At 37.2% G+C, this 20087-nt stretch carries 16 protein-coding genes; 15 read left to right on the top strand and 1 reads right to left on the bottom strand.

Features of this window, described 5'->3' with window-relative positions; genetic code table 11:
• Positions 1–5: 5 nt before the first annotated feature.
• Genes NAG76_03430 through NAG76_03405 form a run of 6 tightly spaced genes read left to right on the top strand, consistent with a single transcriptional unit; the run spans position 6 to position 5698 of the window.
• Complete coding sequence (locus tag NAG76_03430) at positions 6–623, top strand: cysteine hydrolase (protein ID URN95324.1); 618 nt, start codon at positions 6–8, stop codon at positions 621–623.
• Between the two features lie 4 nt (positions 624–627).
• Positions 628–1932 carry a hypothetical protein gene (locus NAG76_03425; protein URN95323.1) on the top strand — a complete coding sequence of 435 codons (1305 nt, stop codon included), beginning with the start codon at positions 628–630 and terminating at the stop codon, positions 1930–1932.
• Between the two features lie 29 nt (positions 1933–1961).
• Positions 1962–2456, top strand: a complete 495-nt coding sequence (locus tag NAG76_03420) for a flavin reductase family protein (GenBank protein ID URN95322.1) — start codon at positions 1962–1964, stop codon at positions 2454–2456.
• Positions 2456–2968 (top strand): NAD(P)H-dependent oxidoreductase, encoded by a 513-nt coding sequence (locus tag NAG76_03415; protein URN95321.1) that lies wholly within the window; start codon positions 2456–2458, stop codon positions 2966–2968. Before NAG76_03420 ends, NAG76_03415 begins: the two co-directional genes overlap by 1 nt.
• Before the next feature lie 44 nt (positions 2969–3012).
• Entirely contained in the window at positions 3013–4104 is a 1092-nt protein-coding gene (locus tag NAG76_03410) for a TetR/AcrR family transcriptional regulator (protein URN95320.1), read from the top strand.
• A gap of 34 nt (positions 4105–4138) precedes the next feature.
• Positions 4139–5698, top strand: coding sequence for a DHA2 family efflux MFS transporter permease subunit (locus tag NAG76_03405; protein URN95319.1), 1560 nt, complete (start codon positions 4139–4141; stop codon positions 5696–5698).
• Positions 5699–5779: 81 nt separating this feature from the next.
• Here NAG76_03405 and NAG76_03400 read toward each other — a convergent pair whose 3' ends face one another.
• Positions 5780–5950, bottom strand: coding sequence for a hypothetical protein (locus NAG76_03400; protein URN95318.1), 171 nt, complete (start codon positions 5948–5950; stop codon positions 5780–5782).
• Positions 5951–6244: 294 nt separating this feature from the next.
• Here NAG76_03400 and NAG76_03395 point away from each other — a divergent pair, with 294 nt between their 5' ends.
• The 9 genes from NAG76_03395 (at position 6245) to NAG76_03355 (ending at position 20073) form a co-directional block, all read left to right on the top strand.
• Positions 6245–6802 (top strand): accessory gene regulator B family protein, encoded by a 558-nt coding sequence (locus NAG76_03395; protein URN95317.1) that lies wholly within the window; start codon positions 6245–6247, stop codon positions 6800–6802.
• A gap of 2 nt (positions 6803–6804) precedes the next feature.
• Positions 6805–6963, top strand: a complete 159-nt coding sequence (locus tag NAG76_03390) for a hypothetical protein (protein ID URN95316.1) — start codon at positions 6805–6807, stop codon at positions 6961–6963.
• Between the two features lie 18 nt (positions 6964–6981).
• Positions 6982–8283 (top strand): GHKL domain-containing protein, encoded by a 1302-nt coding sequence (locus NAG76_03385; GenBank protein URN95315.1) that lies wholly within the window; start codon positions 6982–6984, stop codon positions 8281–8283.
• Entirely contained in the window at positions 8284–9015 is a 732-nt protein-coding gene (locus NAG76_03380) for a LytTR family DNA-binding domain-containing protein (GenBank protein URN95314.1), read from the top strand.
• Between the two features lie 527 nt (positions 9016–9542).
• Positions 9543–15203, top strand: coding sequence for a SpaA isopeptide-forming pilin-related protein (locus NAG76_03375; protein URN95313.1), 5661 nt, complete (start codon positions 9543–9545; stop codon positions 15201–15203).
• Between the two features lie 156 nt (positions 15204–15359).
• Positions 15360–16127 carry a class B sortase gene (srtB, locus tag NAG76_03370; GenBank protein ID URN95312.1) on the top strand — a complete coding sequence of 256 codons (768 nt, stop codon included), beginning with the start codon at positions 15360–15362 and terminating at the stop codon, positions 16125–16127.
• A 162-nt stretch (positions 16128–16289) separates the two neighbouring features.
• Positions 16290–17243: a site-specific DNA-methyltransferase gene (locus NAG76_03365; GenBank protein ID URN95311.1), complete on the top strand. Its 954-nt coding sequence runs from the start codon at positions 16290–16292 to the stop codon at positions 17241–17243.
• Positions 17206–17676 (top strand): hypothetical protein, encoded by a 471-nt coding sequence (locus NAG76_03360; GenBank protein ID URN95310.1) that lies wholly within the window; start codon positions 17206–17208, stop codon positions 17674–17676. The genes NAG76_03365 and NAG76_03360 overlap by 38 nt, the downstream gene beginning before the upstream one ends.
• A gap of 183 nt (positions 17677–17859) precedes the next feature.
• The gene (locus NAG76_03355) at positions 17860–20073 is read left to right on the top strand and encodes a methyl-accepting chemotaxis protein (GenBank protein ID URN95309.1); all 2214 of its coding nucleotides are present in this window, start codon (positions 17860–17862) and stop codon (positions 20071–20073) included.
• Positions 20074–20087 lie beyond the last annotated feature (14 nt).

Here is a 20087-nt window from a genome sequence, read left to right as displayed (position 1 = left end):
TCAATATGAGTTGGAAGCTAAAGGATCAATCGGCGTTGTTAATTGTAGATGTTCAACAAGATTTTTGTGGACCAGAAGGGAAGATGGCGCAATATGGGATTGATTTATCTACTATTGATCCAGCCGTTGATCAGATTGAGCGACTAATTAAAGTTGCTCATGAGCAAGAGGTTCCAATCTTATTCATTCGCCTTATCACTGATCCGGTAACAGACTCGCGTGCCATGAAATCATGGTACGCGAAAAAGGGACTTGATCCTGAAGATTCAGTTGCGATCTGTAGACGGGGAACCTTCGGAGCAGAAGACTATCGTATAGCTCCATCGTCAGCAGATTACATTGTAGAAAAACAGAAGTATAGTGCATTTGTAGGTACTAACATTGAACTATTGTTACAACAATTGAATGTAGAACATCTTATCGTTACTGGCGTTACAACAGAATGTTGTGTGGATTCAACGGTAAGAGATGCATTTATGAAAGATTATGAAGTTTATGTAGTAGCCGATGCTTGTGCAGCGTATGAGCAAGATGTGCATCTAATGTCAATTAACATATTAGATATGAATTTTGCGACGATATTATCAACGGAACAATTACTCTCTTATTGGGAGGGAGAATGAGCGTATGGGAATCTCGAATGTAACAGCGTATACAGAAGACGATTATGCAGTGATGCAAACGATTCGCGACAATATTAATCCACAAGAAGTAATAGATTTGTTATTAGAACTAGGTAATATTCGAAGTATAGCAGGCTTTGAACGAGAAGCTGGTGAGTACGTATATGATTGGTTGAAGAAGGAAGGTTTTTCAACAAGAAAGGTTGGAATGGTTGAGGATAGATTCAATGTTATTGGTACGATGGGTGGAGATCAACCAGGAGAAGGGAAAAATCTACTTTTCACTAGCCACCTTGATACAGAGTCACCTCAATATAATGAACGCGATAATTGGCGTTATCGTCCGGAAACGGTAATACGACCAGAATGGCTTGAAGCAAAATTTGAGAATGGTGTGTTTTCTGGTCGCCCAGTAGAGAATGATCGTGGTCCGATGACTTGTACATTAATAGCTGCAAAAGCATTGAGAAATGCAGGTCTTCCATTAAAGGGTCACTTATATATTACAGCTAGTCCTGGTGAGATTGGTCCAGAGCAAGTTGAAGAGTTTCGTGGTGCTGAATTTATGGGCAAAGAAGTAGGTGCTCATTATTTATTATCGCATGGAGGAGTGGCACCGGATTATGCCATTGCTGCTGAAGGAACTGATTTCGGAATAACATGGATGTCATGTGGGCATGCACTCTATCGGATTGATTTGTACGGTGAGGAGATATTTACACCGATGATTAATCATCCTCAGGAGCTACAGCATCATCCTAGTCCACTTGTGCAAGTGGCTGTTCTAATCGAGAAAATTCAACAATGGGCAGTTCAATATGAGCAAGAAAACACGTATAAAGCAAAAGGCGGCGAATCTATTCCGAAAGTACAAATCTCTGCAATACGTGGTGGAGATCCACATATTATGGGAGCGGGTAGTGAAGTATGCTCTGTCTACATCGAAGTAAATATTACGGCCAAGCAATCTATTGCACCGATTCATCGACAATTAGAGGCTTTACTTCATACAGCTAATATGCAGGGCCAAGTGTTGCCGCTTGTTTATCGTCAAGGTCATGAGGCCGACGATGAAGCTATCGCTCCTCTTGTAGATGCCATTGCTGTAGGCAGTTTGGCGGGGGAGCGCGGAGAATTGGAGTTAGCTCACTATGCGTATTCCAGTATGTGGCGTGATCATAATGTATTCAATATGTTCAGAATTCCCTCAGCTACATTTGGTCCAGCAAGATTTCAACCGACGATAGAAGATATGGTTGATGCTGCAGCAATCTATGCATTTACCGCTTGGAAAATATGCAATTCATAACGATGAAAATGATGAAAGTAGGGGGATATATGGATCCAATCGTATGGCGAAATACTATGGGGCAATTTGCATCTGGTGTAACCATTATTACTACAATTGACAATGAGGGTAATCCATTAGGAATGACTGCAAATGCCTTTACATCATTATCGCTTGATCCGCCAATGGTACTTATTTGTGTAGATAATAATAGTACGACTTTGACGCATCTTACTGAATCAGGGAAATATTGTGTCAATATTTTAGCTGCATCTCAAGAACAAGTATCTCGTCAATTTGCAAAAAAAGGCAGTTCTGAGAAATTTGAAGGTATTGCATATTACAGTGGAGATATTGGAGTGCCAGTGCTTGAAGGAACGTTAACAAGTGTTGAATGTGAAGTGACCGCGATCGTTGATGGTGGAGATCATAAAATTCTTCTTGGAAAAGGTGTTAAGATACACCAAGCCGTGGGAGAAACTGAGCCGCTTATTTTCTATAGGGGCAAATATAATAAGCTTGAGAAATTAGAGGTGCAAGCATAATGCATATGACTACAATTGTTGGTAATCCCAAGGCACGCTCCAAAACGTATACTTTTGCTTTCGAAGCATCGCAAGCGATTACACAATACGTGGAACAATTAACAGATGAAGAAATTACTCATCATGTCATTGACTTAGCTGATTATGGTGTTGGTTTAGTACAGTGGGATCAAGAAGTTATTAACACGCTAATTGAGCAAATAAATGCTTCGACATACATTGTTATTGCTAGCCCTACTTATAAGGCTACTTATACAGGTCTACTAAAGCTGATGCTGGATTTATTACCTATGAATGCATTGCAAGGTAAACTTGTGTTTCCGCTTATGGTAGGTGCGGGTTATCAACATCATTTAGCAGTTGAACTTCATATGAAGCCAGTACTTGCAGAACTAGGTGCGATAACAACTAGTCGCGGATTGTATATGTTAGATTCACAATTAGATGAATGCCAACCTATTATGGTTGATTGGGTAGAACAAAATAGCTTTGTCGTGAAATCATTACTGTAATTCTCAAGATTATACGCTCTGATGTTGGAAGGTGGGGATGCCATATGACACAAACGACAAAGGCAGATGAACAGAAAATCAATATGCAGGAAAAAATTCTGAACTCAGCAGAAGATCTTTTTGCTAACAGCAGTTATTCTGCTACTCGCATAAGTGATATTGCTATAAAGGCTGGTGTGAATCAGGCGCTTGTTCATTACTATTTCAGTACAAAAGAAAAGCTATATGAAGCTGTTCTTGAAAGATTGTTTCGTCAATGGGAAACCTTACTAGAAAAGCAATCATGGGAAAATATTGATCCAGAATTAGTACTTAGACAATATATCCAAACCCATTTTGAGATTAAATGTAAAGTTCCGAATTTATACAAAATATTTCATAAGGAAACGTTAGATGGTGGGAAGTTATTCGATCAGTATGCATCTTCGCAATGGGTGCAAGATTTTCATGATAAGAGTGAAATGTTCAGAGGCTGGAAACAAGCTGGCATCATTAATCCACATGCCAACGAGCAAGTCATACTGTTTTGTTTATGGGGAATGATGAACCAGTTCTATTATCGAGATGATGAATCATTAACGATGATTACTGGTCACTCGGGTTCGAAAGAGCAGTTACAAGAGGAGATTGTCGATCAAATGGTTAAATTAGCTCAGCATGGTTTACTCGTCAGTGGACAAACAAAGGGAACGACAAACGCTGAAAGAGTACGCCAAATACAAGTGTTATATGCTCCTTCACATCATGATGAAAGTAGTGAAAGTGATGATGATTTAACCTTGATTCTCGATGCGATTAACAATTGGCGTTCATGCTCGGTTCAATTGTACCGAAGTTTTGAACAATGGCAGCAGCATCAACAAAGTAATGATTTGTTATTTGTTGTTACTTCTACTAAATATGGTGAGATATCTAATGAGTTGATGAAGTGGTTAGATTATATCCAATATTATTCCTCGTTAATTGCTGATCGTTACGTAGCGATTTGGACTAGCAAAGAAAGATTAGTATCAGATGCATTGCAGAGGAATCTTGAAGATGGCGTTAATCGATTAGGAGGATTTGTTATTTCAAGAGTAACTAATCACACGATACATGGATATTTGAATCGTTGCGCCAAAATGTCGGGAATATAGATCGAACAAGTGCTATGGAGCAGGTGATGACCGTATGGAAACGAAGTTCAAGGGGTTAACAATAAAACAGTTTAATTGGTTATTTGGAGCATTACTGTTGAGCATATTCTTAACACAACTAGATCAAACGATTGTATCTACTGCATTACCAACGATTGCTACGCAATTAGAAGGATTCTCTGGAATGTCATGGGTGTTCACGATTTACATGTTAACTTCTACAGCAATGATGCCGATTGCAGGGAAATTGTCTGATCTATATGGTCGTAAAAAGTTATTAATCATGGGATTAGTGGTTTTTGTAATGGGATCAGTATTATGTGGTTTTGCAGATTCTATGCTACAACTCATTATTTTTCGTGGTATCAAAGGGTTAGGTGCAGGATTTTTAATGCCGATAACTTTTACCATCGTATTTACACTAATGCCGAAAAATAAAAATAGTATTTATCAGACACTATATATGAGTATATTTGCGCTTTCATCAGTTGTAGGTCCTACAATTGGTGCGATTATCACTTCAGTATTTGATTGGAGATACATTTTCTTTATTAATCTCCCAATTGGAGTCATTATCCTCATCGCTTTTATGATGTTATTGCCGAAAGAATCACTCAATAAAAAGTCAGATGCATCGATAGGTTTTATTGGTCCTATGCTATTAATTGTTGGGACACTCTCTCTATTATTAGCTCTTAAACTTGGTGGAGTACAATATCGCTGGGTTTCTATTGAAATGATAGGTATGTTTATTGTAGGAATAGGTGCTGCAACATGGTTTGTGGTCAATCAACTCAAAGCAAAAGAACCTGTTATTCCGTTCCAGCTATTTCGGGATAAAGTAATTGCTAGCACTTATATTACGACATTTGTTCAAGGTATAATAATGTTTGGTGCACTAGTATATATTCCGTTGTTTGTTCAAGGTAGCTTGGGTGGAAATGTAGCCTATACAGGTGGTACACTTACGCCGCTTATGTTATGTGTTATGTTTGGAGCAACGTTATGTGGTATGTTGATTCAACGTTTTACTTGGCGCTTTAATATGGCACTAGCAATGTTATTATGTGCGGTAGGACTATTGATCATTATTATGTTACCAAGTAATGTTCATTTCCTCGTCGTATGCTTCATCATGGTGCTATTAGGTCTTGGGATCGGAATGATGATGATGGTTGGTCAATCAGCAGTTAGTATGAGTGTGGACGAATCGATTCGAGGCGCCGCAACCTCTTCTGTAAGTTTTTTCCGGTCTATCGGTGGAGTGCTTGGTACAGCGATAATAACTGCACTAATTAACTCCAAAATATCATCATTAATGAGCCAGCACACTAACGAATTATCACATTTATCGAATGATCTAGGTGTCGTGACTGATCCGCTTGCAGTATTGCAATCAAATAGTAACTTACCTGCCGATCAACTAGAATTATTACGCCAGTTATTGGGTGATGCTGTCCAATATGGTTTCTGGTTTTTACTCGTTTCCGCAATGATAGGATTTATTGCAGCCTTTTGGGCTGGTTCGGCTAGGCAAAGTATAGACGAGCCAGAAAAGGCTGGTTCTTTAATCGATCCTGCTTCGATTCATTAATAAGCAGATTAAGTAACATGCAATAAGTCGCTGTATACGTGCTATATGTACGTATACAGCGGCTTATTTGTTTTCTCTAGATTATTGAGGTTTGTTTTTTTGGTACTCTTCTAGACTCAATCCGGCTTCTCTAGCCGCTTCTTCAGCAAATTCTACATCATGTTTGTTTTGCTCAGGTGATTGTGTATTCGTCTTGTTGTTTTGCTTTGTATTATTGTTATTCATGTTTTTAGAAAAGTCTTTAAATGACATGTTATTCCCTCCTTTATACAAGATGTTTTTATTTTTCCACTAATTGGCTCGAATTATGTATGGATACACTAATTCAATCTATAAAGTCTAATCAAGTTAGTTTTTAATAAAGAAATAAATTGTAGAAATAAGGGGAATGTACTGGTTTAATACTTTACAATTTAATACATAAATGTGAAAATGGAATAAAGAAATACAAAATATTACGTTTAGGCTTAAATATAGAGCGTTTACGAGCAAACTCTCAAAAAATATGAAAAATTTGGTAGAATATTGATAGAAAGGAGGAGAACAATGGAAAGTGTTGCTAATTATTTGTTCGATCGATTAGTTCGAGAGAACCACACATCATTAGAACGATCCAAGTTGAATTATGGAATTCGTATTATGCTTACAAACCTTACCACTATAGTATCCGTCTACGTGATTGCTATTTTGCTAGGATGTTTGCTAGAAACGATGATTGCTAATGTAGCTTTTTTTATCATCAGACAGGTTGCCTTAGGGTATCACTTTAAGACGCTGTTCGAGTGTATTGGCTACAGTATTATCGGATTTCCACTTGTCAGTAAGTTAATCACATATGTAACTGTGGCAGATTGGATTGTTTACACCGTATTTGCTCTAACAGCTATAATGGTTGCTATAATTGCGCCTATCGGGACAGTAAAACAAGCTGTCTATAATGAGAAACATCGATTATATTTACGTAAGAGAATTTGGATACGCTTAGGTGTGCTGTTATTAGCAGTAATACTTGTTCCAACCGTTCTCAAACCTTTTATTGCTTTAGGATTAGTACTTGAAGCAGCTGTACTAATCGTTCAAAAAATTATAGTAGGGAGATGTTAGTTATGAGTCTAGTTAACAATGCAATTGGAAAAATGCAGGAAAAGTTCGCTTTGGGAATTATTTTTATTGCTGGTATCGCATCAATTGTAACTTGTACTTTGTTCTTCTATGAAGAAGAAGTTCCACAAGATATTCAAGCTAATCTTTCTCAATTTAAATAGGTCAATGAGGGGCAAAAAATGAGACAGTTAGAAATGCTAGCACATGGCGTGTTGGAGTTGAGTTTTATATTTGGTGGTTTTTTTTACACAGTGAATATAAAACCGACACTGAAGATGATTGCTTTATACATATTAATATCCGTTGTTCCGACCATATTGTTATTAATATGGTTTCCACAATGGTTGTTCATTACCTATCTTCTTATTTCTACTGTTGTTATTTTTTGCTTCATTACAAAGACCATACTTAGTGCAATGAATTTTTGCGTCATAGTGGTCGGTGGAATAGTCGCCGACCACTTTTCGATGTTGTTAAAAAACTATCTCATTGATAGTGTTGGGGAGACTTCTATAGTTATTGAACTAGTGTTGTTTTGTTTTATTTATGCCGTGCTTATACATATCTACAAAGTGACCATTCAAAAAGATAATAAATCGTTGGAGTTTCCTTGGTTTGTTCAATATTCTTTATTAATAATTATGATTGTCACGTTGTTCGTTGTATATTTAACGATGTTTTTACAAACAAGCAACGATGAATTTCAACTAGTTAAGATCAATCTACTTGTACAATTAAGTTATTTCGTTTCCATGATCATTTTATTTACTCTACTTCTTAACTACTTTAAGAAGCGGAATAGTATACGACAAAAAGAAATAGAGTTTGAACAATTTCTTTATTATATGAAAGAACTTGAGCAGGTGAATCAAGATATGCACAAATTCAGACATGATTACGTCAATATATTACTTACGATGCGTGGATTTCTTGATGATAATAATATGACTGGGCTAAAAAGTTACTTTCACGATCACATTATTAAAGTAGAGCAACAAACATTGCATCATAACTTAATGTTTATTCAACTAAAAAATATTAAAATATCTGAATTAAAAGGTTTGATTGCTACCAAACTCATTGCAGCAGAGAAGTCTAAAGTACTTGTTAATGTAGAGGTGCCGGATGAAATTACAAAAATTGATATGGATATTATCGATTTAGCCCGCATCATTGGAATATTATTGGATAATGCAATTGAAGGCAGTGAAGATATCCAATTCGCAAAAATTAATGTGGCTATATTGCTTACAATAGAAGGTAATGTTGTTATTGTTATTGAGAATCGAACCAATCTTATTGACGTTAATGTATCGAGATTATTTGATGAAAATGTATCGACAAAAGGCAGTCAGCGGGGGCTAGGATTATCAACGGTACGAAGTATAATTAGTAACTACCCGAATACTGTCATAAATACCTCTATTGATAATGAATGGTTTATTCAAGAGGTAGTTGTAGAGACAAGGAGGGTAAGTTAGATGAAGGTTATCATATGTGAAGATGAATTGGAACAACGCCAACAAATACATGCAACGATTATTAATTATGCGATGTTCAGTGAACCTTCTATTGAAGTTGTATTAAGTGCATCAGGACCCAATGAAGTATTAACCTATCTAAAGGATTATCAAGCAGATTGTTTCTTTCTTGATATAGAATTAAATTCCGCACTTACAGGCATTGATCTAGCTGCGGAGATTAGAAAAAAAGACCCATTGGCTAATATTATATTTGTGACGACACACGCAGAGAAATTAAAACTGACATTTACGTATAAATTAGCGGCTTTAGATTTTATTGTTAAGGATCAATATGCGAAGTTTACGGAACAAGTTAAAGAATCGTTACAGGTAGCCTTTAATAAATATGTACAAATTGGTCAAGTAGTAGATACAGATTTCTTCCAAATTAAAATTGGGGAAAAGATAAAAAACATTCCATACAATAATATTTACTATTTCGAAACCTCCGTACAACAACATAAGATAGAGCTTCATGAAAAGAATGGAAGATACGAATTTTACGGTAGAATTAAAGAGATTGAAGAAATTAATGGACCATTCTTTCGTTGTCATAAAAGTTATATTGTTAATATCAATCATATAAAAGAAGTAGATAAGCGGTCGAAGCTATTAACGATGAGCAATGGGGCACTTTGTCCAGTATCATTCCGCTTAATGAAAGAGTTGCTAGAGAAGGTTGAGCTTTAAGAAGCTAAAAGACGACATTATTGAACGTGTACAATTAAAAATTAAAAATAAAGTATATCTTAATACGAAGATATACTTTATTTTTTTTTAGCACATACCGATATTAAATATGGAGATAAATGTAAGGATTAAAAGAGTAGAGGAGTAGTATTTGCTTGACGTATTTACTTTAACTAATTAAAATGTATAGCAGTTTGTCTATTAATTTAAGTTCAAATTTTGATCAGTATTATGTGGTATAGTCTCGTGATGCAAATCGAGATCAGTTATTTTTCAGATATAGAAGCTATAATGTTAAAAGGCATTATTTGTGGAGATTTTTGAATTAGAGAGCAAACATGTATTGATCAATGACAATAGATTGCAGAGAAAGGGATGAGGAGTGAGTTTTGCCGTAATCTTGAGCTAGTGAATGGAATAGGACATTGAAACATGTTCTCTTTTTGTTCTGTGCAAAAATTGACCGTCAACTAGCATTAAGATAATAGATTTGAAATAAATACAAGTGGAAGGAAGTAGAGTACATAATGCGTAAATATGCAAAGATTATATGGATTTGTTTACTAGTTATTGCATTGCAAGCTAGTTCTATTTCGAAAGTATTAGTCTCGTATGCAGCAGGTTCAGGTAATGATGTGACGGGGCAAGTAGCTTCTCAATTTATTACTGGTGTAGATATTAGACAAAAGGTAGGCACAATGCCTGGTAATACGCTTATTGGAACACCTGATCTAGAGAAAGATACTGACTTTATGCTTTTGTATGAGTTCACCGTGCCTAATGTGCACTCAATCGTTGAGGATGACTTCATTATTTTGGATGTTCCTGCAGCTATTAAATTTCCAATTGTACCTGCAGCAGGTCAAGAGATATATGCGACTACTCTAATAAATGAAGATGATGGAACAGTAGTTGCTACAGCGTATTTAATTGCTGGCAACAAAATCAAGCTTGTTTTTTCAGATAGTGTACAAACGCTATCTAACGTAGGTGGCGCCTTTTTCTTAGCTGGTAATTTTGATGAAACTCAAATTAATGCAGATGGTACAGCTACGGATATTTCGTTCGGTATACCAAACCAAAAGGTGACGCTAACCTTTAAAAAGGATCCAATACCTGAGCCAGATCCTGTTACCGTGCAAAAGGACGGAGCTATCACTAACGGAACTGACATTGCATGGAAAATTACTGTAAACAAAGAGAATGTCGCTGTTAATAATGCAGTAATCGTTGATGCTATTCCGGCGAGTCAGTCCCTCGATGACTTATCTATAAAAATTAATGGGGCTGTACCTGCTACAGGTGCTGTAACCGTTACTGGAAATAACTTGTCAATTGCTTTAGGTGATATTACAACGCAGCAGGAAATTACTTTTGTTACTTCTTTAAGAGAAGCATCGTTGCTTGCAGCGCTAGAAGCAGGGGATACGTCCATTGCTGTAACGAATAACGCTACACTTCAGCATGATGATAACGAAACAACGAATGCGGATAGCCCGAAAACTGTAACTATTCCACTTAATATTTTAAGTAAATCAGGAAGTTATAATGCTACAACAACAGCGAATAATACCAAAAATATTACTTGGACGATTGTCGTGAATGAAGATGAGCTAGCATTCAACAATGCCATTATTAAGGATACGCTTCCTGCTGGACTAACTTACATTGCTGGAACTGCAACTGTAAATGGTGGTAGTGTTACTCCAGTAACAAGTGGCTCAGAACTTACTTTTAACCTAGGTAATATTACGAATGAGGTTACGATTACGTACGAAACTGAAATTGCGCCAGCTCGTTTCCTAGAAAATGGAAGTTACAACTTTACAAATGCAGCGGTGCTTACTTGGGATGGTCTTACTGGAACTGGGGTAGTAAAAAATGCTTCAGTAGGAGTAGGCAGTAATCTATTCACCAAGTCAGGTGCGGGTTATAACCGAGCAAATGGTGTCATTTCATGGTCAATTAATATTAATAGCGAAAATATTAATTTGGTTGCACCAATGATTACAGATGTTATCCCTACCACTCAACAGTATATTCAGGGGTCTGCTCGAATTGTGGACCATCAAGGTAATGCTTATACTGGTGGCGATTTTAACTTTATTCCTGGAACTAGAACACTTACCTATGAGTTTAATTCTGATATTAATTCCAGATACACGATTACCTTTGACACAAAGCCTGCTACTACAGAAAACATTACAGCTAACTTTATTAGTAATAATACGACTCGCTTTTCCAACACTGCTACCTTTACTAGTGGGGTAATTAACCGTAGTAGTACAGGAACGCAGGGCTTTACAAGTAATGTGTTGAAAAAGGATTCAGAAGGCTACGATCTAGATGTAGCTGAGCGTACGATTACATGGAGACTGACTGTCAATGAAAACGGGGCAACAACTCCAAGTACAGCGAAAGCAGGAACTAATCCTAGCTTGTACGATGCGATTTCACTTTCAAATATCAGCATTGTAGACGATATTCCTGACGGCCTTACATTTGTACCTAGCAGTGTAAGAGTAGTTAATCTTAGTGGTAATCCTGTCACGGGTCTAGTAACGGTTAGTGGAACAGATGTTGTAACATTTGCTTTTAATTCGCCTATTACAGAGCAATACACCATTTATTTCGATACTACCATTACGGATCTGTCCCAGTTTATTTCACAAAACAATACGTTGAATAATGGTAATTTTGATGTTACGAATGAAGCAACATTAACACATAATGAAACATCAAGATCTAATACTGATCCTGCAACGCAAACCATTAGCAACCATATTGTAAGTAAAAAGGGTATTCCAACCGCTAATGGTAACAAGTATATTGATTGGGTTGTTTATTTGAATTCCAATGCAGTTAATCTTAATCAGTTGCTAGATGTTGATAGATTCTGGTTAATTGATAATTTGCAAGCAGGTCTTGAGCTAGACACAACAAGTGTGGAGTTAATTGCATATAGTGGAGCAATTAACGTGCCTAACAATATTCCGACAAGCGGAATTGATGGTTTAGGTGCAGGTACGCCAATTACACTTAATGGCTCGCATATTGTATATGATGCTACGACTAGAGAATTTAGATTCAATTTCCCAAATGATACGATTGATAAGGCGTATAAGCTTTCGTTCCGTACGTATGTAACTGAATCGGTAACATCGGGATCTAGCTTCTCTAATAGTATTAATCTGTTCGGTTCTAAAGATAATGTTGCCGTTCCAATTGATGGTGCTTACCAGTCTAACGATTCACGCCAAGTAACCTTCTTACAAGCTGGAAGCTTGGGGTACGGTAATCTTGGTAAATTTATCGTTAATAAGGTAGATCTAGATGATAACAATGTTAAATTATCTGGAGCAACCTTTGCCTTATATGATCAATATGGCAATAAGGTTCAAGAGAAAGTAACAGTAGATGGAGAACTGGAATTCAATCGAATTAAGTTTGACCTGCCTTACTATATTAAAGAGGTGCAGGCCCCAACAGGTTATCTATTAAGTGGAGATGTAAGTGTGAACGGCACTCCAGTAACTGCTACGACAACAGGAGCTGTTGTAGAGGATGCAATTCCAATAACATTAACAGCTTCACACACTCCTAAGTATTTGGAATTAGTTTTTGCTAATGAAGAGATTAAAGCGACTGTACAGTTTATCAAGAAAAATGAAGCTGGAAATCCTTTAGCAGGCGCAGAGTTTGGTTTATTCCCTCGTGGAGCGGCTGCTAGCTCGACTCCTTTAGCTACAGCTACAAGTAACAGCTTAGGCGTTGTATCATTTGAAAATGTTAATTATGGAGAATACGATATTCGTGAAATTTTAGCTCCAGCTGGTTACCGTACCCTAACAGGAGTTGTTCATGCTGTTGAGGTTACCGAAGCAGACCATGGAACAACGATAGCACTAGCAGATGTTTCAAATTCATTGATTCGAGCAAACATTGAATTCGTTAAGCTAGACGATTCAGGAGACGAACTCGAAGGTGCAGAGTTTAAGTTGTATAACAGCGGTAATGTTGCAGTAGCAACATCAGAATCTGATGAAGATGGACTTGTAGAATTCAAAAACGTTTTAGCAGGATCATATACGATTCGTGAAACGAAAACTCCATTTGGTTATATGCCGCTTACTGGAGATGTATTCACAACTACGATTACTGAAGCAAATCATGGTTCAACAATTGATCTTGGTAACGTAACAAACGTATTGATCCAAGCTTCTATTGAATTTGTTAAAAACAATGAAAACAGTCAACCGTTGGCCGGAGCTACATTCGGTCTGTACAATACTCAAAATGTAGAAATTAATAGAGTAACATCCGGCACTGATGGTAAAGTAACATTTACCAATGTAGGCGAAGGTACTTACACTATAAAAGAGATTTCTCCTCCGTATGGCTATAAGCTAATTGAAGGTATTATTGATACCGTAACGATCTCCAATGCGGATCATAATAAAACAAAACAGCTTGCTCCAGTAGCCAATACACTTATTAAAGCGAGTATTGAGTTCTTAAAAGTAAGTGAAAAGAACCAACCGCTAGCAGGTGCAGTATTTGAGTTATTAGATGTAAACAACAACAATCAGCTTGTTCAAACGAAAACAAGTGGTACTGACGGTAAAGTGACATTTGTTGATGTTGGTGAAGGAAAGTATGTTATTCGTGAGAAAACAGCACCTGTTGGCTACAATCCATTAACAAGCGATGTTGGGACTGTAGATATTAATGGGATCAAGCACAATACTACGGTAACACTTCCAAATGTAACAAATGAGATTATAACAGGCGATGTTAAATTCGAGAAAGTTGATAAGTCGACTGGCAAACCGTTAAAGAATGCAACCTTTGCGTTATATGCATCAGATGATACAAAGTTCGATAATGAAATCGCAACTGCGGTCTCCGATGATAATGGTATCGTTCTTTTTGAAGATGTAGAGTACGGAGATTATACGATTATTGAAGTTGCTCCTCCTGGTGGTTATTATCATTCAGATGAGGAACTGTCTGTTTCTATTAGAATAGAGGGACATACTTATAATCTTGGAAACTTCGAAAATCAATTGAGACCGGTAGAGTTAATCGAAGGTACTATTGAAGTTAAAAAAGTTAATGAACTAAGTGATCCACTTACTGGTGCAAAATTCGGACTTTACAATGTAATGGGCACTCTTGTTGCTGAAGGAGTAACAAATAGTTCTGGTATTGTTCGTTTCACAGAGGTGATTGGAGGAGTTTACACAGTTAAGGAGCTTGAAGCACCTAAAAACTATGTGAAATCAGATCAGATCGAAAATGTTACAATTTCAAGCGAAAACTATTATGTGAAGTTGACATTTGTCAACGAACGTAGCAGTGACGCACCTTGGCCAAACGTGAGTGTGCAAAAAGTAGATGAAGCAGGTGCACCACTTGCAGGCGTGAAATTCGCATTGTATAAAGCAACAGATACAGCATTTACATCAGCAATTGCCAATAGCACGACAAATGCTAGCGGTATTGCAACATTTACGAATATTCTTCCTGGTAAATATGTTGTAAAAGAAGTTGAAGCTCTAGAGGGCTATATACTTTCTACTGTAATATTACCTGTGACGGTAACTGATGATGCGAAAACACATGATGCTGGAACAGTCGAAAATCGTCTTATTCGTAACGACATTGTTGTAAATAAGGTGAACGAGAATGACGAACCGCTAAATGGTGCGAAATTTGGCTTATATGATAAAGATGGTAAATTAGTTGAAGTAGCAGTAAGTGACAGCGAAGGTATTGCAGACTTCAAAAATATTCCATACGGTTCTTATAGTTTGAAAGAGTTAGTTGCACCTGATCTTTATGAGAAATCTGATGGAGTAATAGCAATTAATATTACAATTGATGGTGTGACTCAAGCATTTACTTTTGTAAATAAAAAAGTCAACGTATCAGGTGTTAAACCTGAAAAACCAGATACAGATTCAAATGGGCCAGGTGGTACTCCTGGAACTGGTTCTACAGAAACGGATATAGACAGTAATAAGCCAGGAGTTAATGGCGGTAATAACACAGGTGGAGCAAACCAAAGTAACCAACTACCAAAAACTGGAGATTCTATTTCGACTATGATATGGTTGTTTGTAGGTAGTGGATTGGCTATTGTGGCTTTACTGTTAGTTGGTAGAAGAAGAACTTATAAACAATAATTCACTAAATTACAGAATGCGTACGTTCCAGTAGGAATGTACGCATTCCTTGTTTAAGAGGTTCTTCAGAAAGCAGCCTTTATTAATTGCACAATAAGGTATAATTTGAATGATGCAGGCAAAACGATGAAATAGATTGAGAGATTGAGGGATACGATGGGGAAAATTATTAAGCGTGTCGCGCTATGTATTGTTATCACCATTTTTCTGTACAGCGGTTACCACTTAGCGCAATACCTATATGATGGTTATGTAAGCAACAAGCTGAATGAGCGTATGAAGCAGCAATATGAGAATGTACAGAAAGTTCAGCAAGATTTGAACAATGTAGCACAAGGCGAGTTAACCGAGCAGCAATTGAAGCAGCAGTATAGGGAGCGGTTTGATCAATTATTAGAAATTAATTCTGATATTGTTGGCTGGATTAGCATTGAAAATACGGGGATTAATTATCCTGTAGTACAATCTAGCGATAATGATTATTACCTTAATCATAATGTTGAAAAACAATCATCTACACGCGGCTCAATATTTATGGATTATCGTAATAAGGATGTCAATGAAGATATCCATACTGTCATTTATGGTCATCATATGAAGGATGGAAGTATGTTTGGAGAGCTATCCAAATATAAAGATGCTGCTTACTATAAAGAGCATAATACGATCACATTTGAGGGTCTAGATGGCTCAACGAATTGGCAAATCTTTTCTGTATATATTTATTCTCCTGAGGATCAGTTTTTTGAATATGAGTTTGCAGACGAGCAGCAGTACAGTACTTATTTAGACAAAATAATAAAAAAATCACGCTATGATACTGGTGTTGAAGTGACTTCAGAAGACCAACTAATTACATTAGTAACTTGTACGTACGAGGTAACGGATGCTAGATTTATTATTCATGCCAAAAGAGTACAGTAACTAATTAATAGTCGCATATTCCAAATTACAGTATGAGTTAGTCTTGAGCATATGTATTATACTGTAGGTTAATTCGTTGTTTTCGTATAGTAAGTATGATAAACTACAACACAAAATAGATAGCTAAGAGTAAACTCGATAGGTATCGTAACGAGGTGAACGATGAAAGAAAAATCAGCTAGAAATAAGACGATTGATATTTCTGTTGAAGAAGGTTCACAGTATTATGAAAGATGTATTCAAGTACAATCAGAAGTTATGATCGATGAAATTATAGATAAAAGTATTCACGGTAACTCATTAGAAGTTCTACCATTATTACCGCATCAATTTGTAGATTTATTAATCGTAGATCCACCCTATAATCTTGAGAAAAATTATCATGGCGCAAAATTTACAAAGCAGAGTGAAGAAAACTATCGTGAATATACGATAGATTGGGTTGATAAAGTATTGCCATTGCTTAAGCCGAATGCAAGTATTTATGTATGTTGTGATTGGAAATCTAGCTTAATTATTGGTAGTGTTCTTATGGAGAAATTAAATGTCTTGAATCGTATTACATGGCAACGCGAGAAAGGTCGTGGTGCCAGTAGGAATTGGAAAAATGGCATGGAAGATGTATGGTTTGCTACGATGTCCAAAGATTACACGTTTAATCTAGAGGCTGTGAAGATACGTAAAAAAGTCATTGCTCCTTATCGAGTAGATGGTAAGCCGAAAGATTGGGAAGAGACGAAAGAGGGTAATTTTCGTAATACGTCTCCATCAAATTTCTGGGATGACATTTCAATTCCGTATTGGTCTATGGCTGAGAATACAGCCCATCCAACGCAAAAACCGGAGAAATTATTAGCGAAACTAATATTAGCTAGCTCGAATAAGGGCGATATTGTTTTTGATCCATTTATGGGTTCAGGTACCACATCCGTTACTGCGAAAAAGTTAGGACGTCATTATGTTGGCATTGAGCAGAATGATGTCTATTGTACATGGGCAGAGAAGCGCTTGGAAATGGCAGAAGAAGATGGATCCATCCAGGGGTATGTGGATGGGGTGTTTTGGGAACGCAATACGTTTGCCACTCAGAAAGGAAGCTCAAAAAGCGGGCTTTGATAACGATGATCGGCTTCGTGGGTTATTCGACATCGAATATGCCCCCCATCGAAAGCCTGCGTGTGCTCACGTACACAAAACGTACGCTGTGCTACTCGTTTCCGCTGGAGTGCATCTTCTTGGTTCTGAAAGCCCGCTTGTTGAACCCTCATTGAAAGGGGAAGTTCAAAAAGCGGGCTTTGATAACGATGATCGGCTTCGTGGGTTATTCGACATCGAATATGCCCCCCATCGAAAGCCTGCGTGTGCTCACGTACACAAAACGTACGCTGTGCTACTCGTTTCCGCTGGAGTGCATCTTCTTGGTTCTGAAAGCCCGCTTGTTGAACCCTCATTGAAAGGGGAAGCTCAAAAAGCGGGCTTTGATAACGATGACTGGCTTCGTGGGTTATTCGACATCAAACTAGTTAATGTTAGACTAAGTATCATATAAAAGGCTGTTGTAAGAGTAGCTTTGCTATTCTTACAACAGCCTTTTTAATTCGCAAAATATGTAAAATTAGTATAAATAATAAGTCGTAAGTGCAAAGAAAATGAACGGTGTATATGCTACGATATGGTTGTCACAATATTGATGTAATATAAATTAACATAGTTCAGCAGGGGGGAAACTGATATGTACGGTTGGCTAGGCTATAAAGTTGGTGCACCATTAGCGAAGTCGTGGAAACATAATAAACATCTACAAAAAGATATTGAGCGTGAATTTGATGGAATATCAGATACCCGAAAGCAATTATTAATTGACTGGACGAGTGATACTTGGCATGCTATGGATCGACTTTCGGAGCAGTGCATCGAGAAGTTAAATTCTAATCCATCAGACCAGGCGGAGGGTTGGTTAGTGCCTCTGTTACAGAAAACATATATGAAATCTATTGATTTTACAGAGTTATTTGTACTGAATGATGCACTGCAAGTTGTAGCATCAACAAATGAACAACATAGAAATAGTTCTTATGCTCACAATAGTATATTAGAGCAGGGAATTGACTATCTTCGTCGAGCAAAGTGGGAAAGTCCGTTATTATTTGGCCCATATGTTGATCCTATTACCATTACAATTGGCGCACGTTCTTCTTCATTCCATGATGCGGTTACTTTATTATTTATGAAACCAATCATCTACAATGGAGAACTAAATGCAATACTATGTGGACGAGTACCGAACGATGTCATAGGAGATCTGATTCAACGTGAAGCAGGTCATGTCTATCCCGATTCTGGAGATAACTATTTATTTATGGCAAAACCTAACTTGCTTACACATATCGAGCCTGGTATTGCGTTATCCCGTAGTCGTTTTGAAGATAAAACCTTTACGATGGGTGAAAATTTGAAGGACGGTGTAACAACGGATTGGGGCACAGTTACAGTTAAAGAACATACGGAACTGGAATTGAAATTTATAAGTCCAGCGACGAAGGAACTCCATCCGGGTGTAGCAAATACGATAAAGAATGGTAATAATCTATACGTGCAGTTTCCTGCTTATCCAGATTATCGATATATCCCTGTTATCGGTAAAGGGTGTACGTTCCAACTGCCTTATTGCCCAGATATATGGGGAATGATGTGTGAAGGAGACTTTGAAGAGGTGTATCGTGTTCGAAGCATTGGAACGAAGCGTAGACAGCTAGAGGCTATAAGTGTTGCAGTTATTGCCGCATGTTCTATAGTGATCGTTGGCTTACTAGGTAATGTCATGTCTCCATGGATAACGGGTATTATTGTAGGCGCTCTTCAACTTATAGCAGGGTGGTTTGTCCTCAGAACTGTACAGAGCAGAACGGATCAACAAGAAATTAGTCAAATTCGTAGAGTGAAAAAGTTCATTCAGAAAAATGCGGAAGGTAAAGGTGATCTTACTAAGAGACTTGATCTTTCACATTTCAATAATAATGAAATAAAAGATATTGCAAAATGGTTAAATAATATGATGGACTCCTTAGAGGGCATTATGTTAAGAGTTCGTACCGCTGCATATCAAGTGTCAGAAAGTCAACTCGCAATGAATGAGACAGCAACGGTAACGACATCCTCTACGAGAAAAGTAAGTCATCAAGTAACAGAGATGATTGATAGTATTCATCTACAATTAGCAGATATTGAACAAGTTCGAGAGATGGCAGATACGATGAAAGAGACATTGAAGGTCATTGAAGGACAAGCTGCATCGCAAATTAGTGTAGCCCAATCTGAAATTGATCGAATCGGTGATAAAATGTTTGAAATATCATCCAAAGTAAAAGATACGAATCATTCGATACATAGCTTTGTAGATACAGTGCAAGATATAAGAAATGTAATTGGTGTTATCGAAGAGATATCAGCTCAAACTCAACTACTAGCGCTTAATGCTTCTATAGAAGCAGCCCATGTTGGTGAACAAGGAGCTGGATTTGCAGTCGTTGCAGGTGAAATTCGCAAGCTTGCTAATAATACAAAGAAATCAACTGCTGAAGTACATGCCATAACAGATCGTATTTATAAGGAAGCACAGAAAGCTTATCACACTATTGACGAAGGCAATGGTGTAGTAGAAGAAGGAAATGTACTCGTCCAAACGGTTGCTGAAGCTTTAAGTGAAGCAAATATGCAAGATATACGTAAGAGTGAAGTTGTTGACGGGGTAGTTGGTTTACTAGAACAAATAGCTCAAGTTAGTAATAAAAACCGTAAAGTATCGACAAGTGTTGGGAAGCGTGTAAATACGTTAGCTGACGAAATGTTAGGGGTACAAGATACGAGCAAGCAAGTGGATATTATTACGAACCAATTGCAACAACTTGTAGGTCAATTCAAGCTTACCGAGGAACGACTTCGTTAAATTAATAAAAGTAG

Source organism: Candidatus Pristimantibacillus lignocellulolyticus (genome assembly GCA_023639215.1).
Lineage (GTDB): Bacteria > Bacillota > Bacilli > Paenibacillales > Paenibacillaceae > Pristimantibacillus > Pristimantibacillus lignocellulolyticus.
The sequence above is the reverse complement of the archived record's forward strand: the minus strand, read 5'-3'. Positions and strand labels throughout refer to the sequence as shown.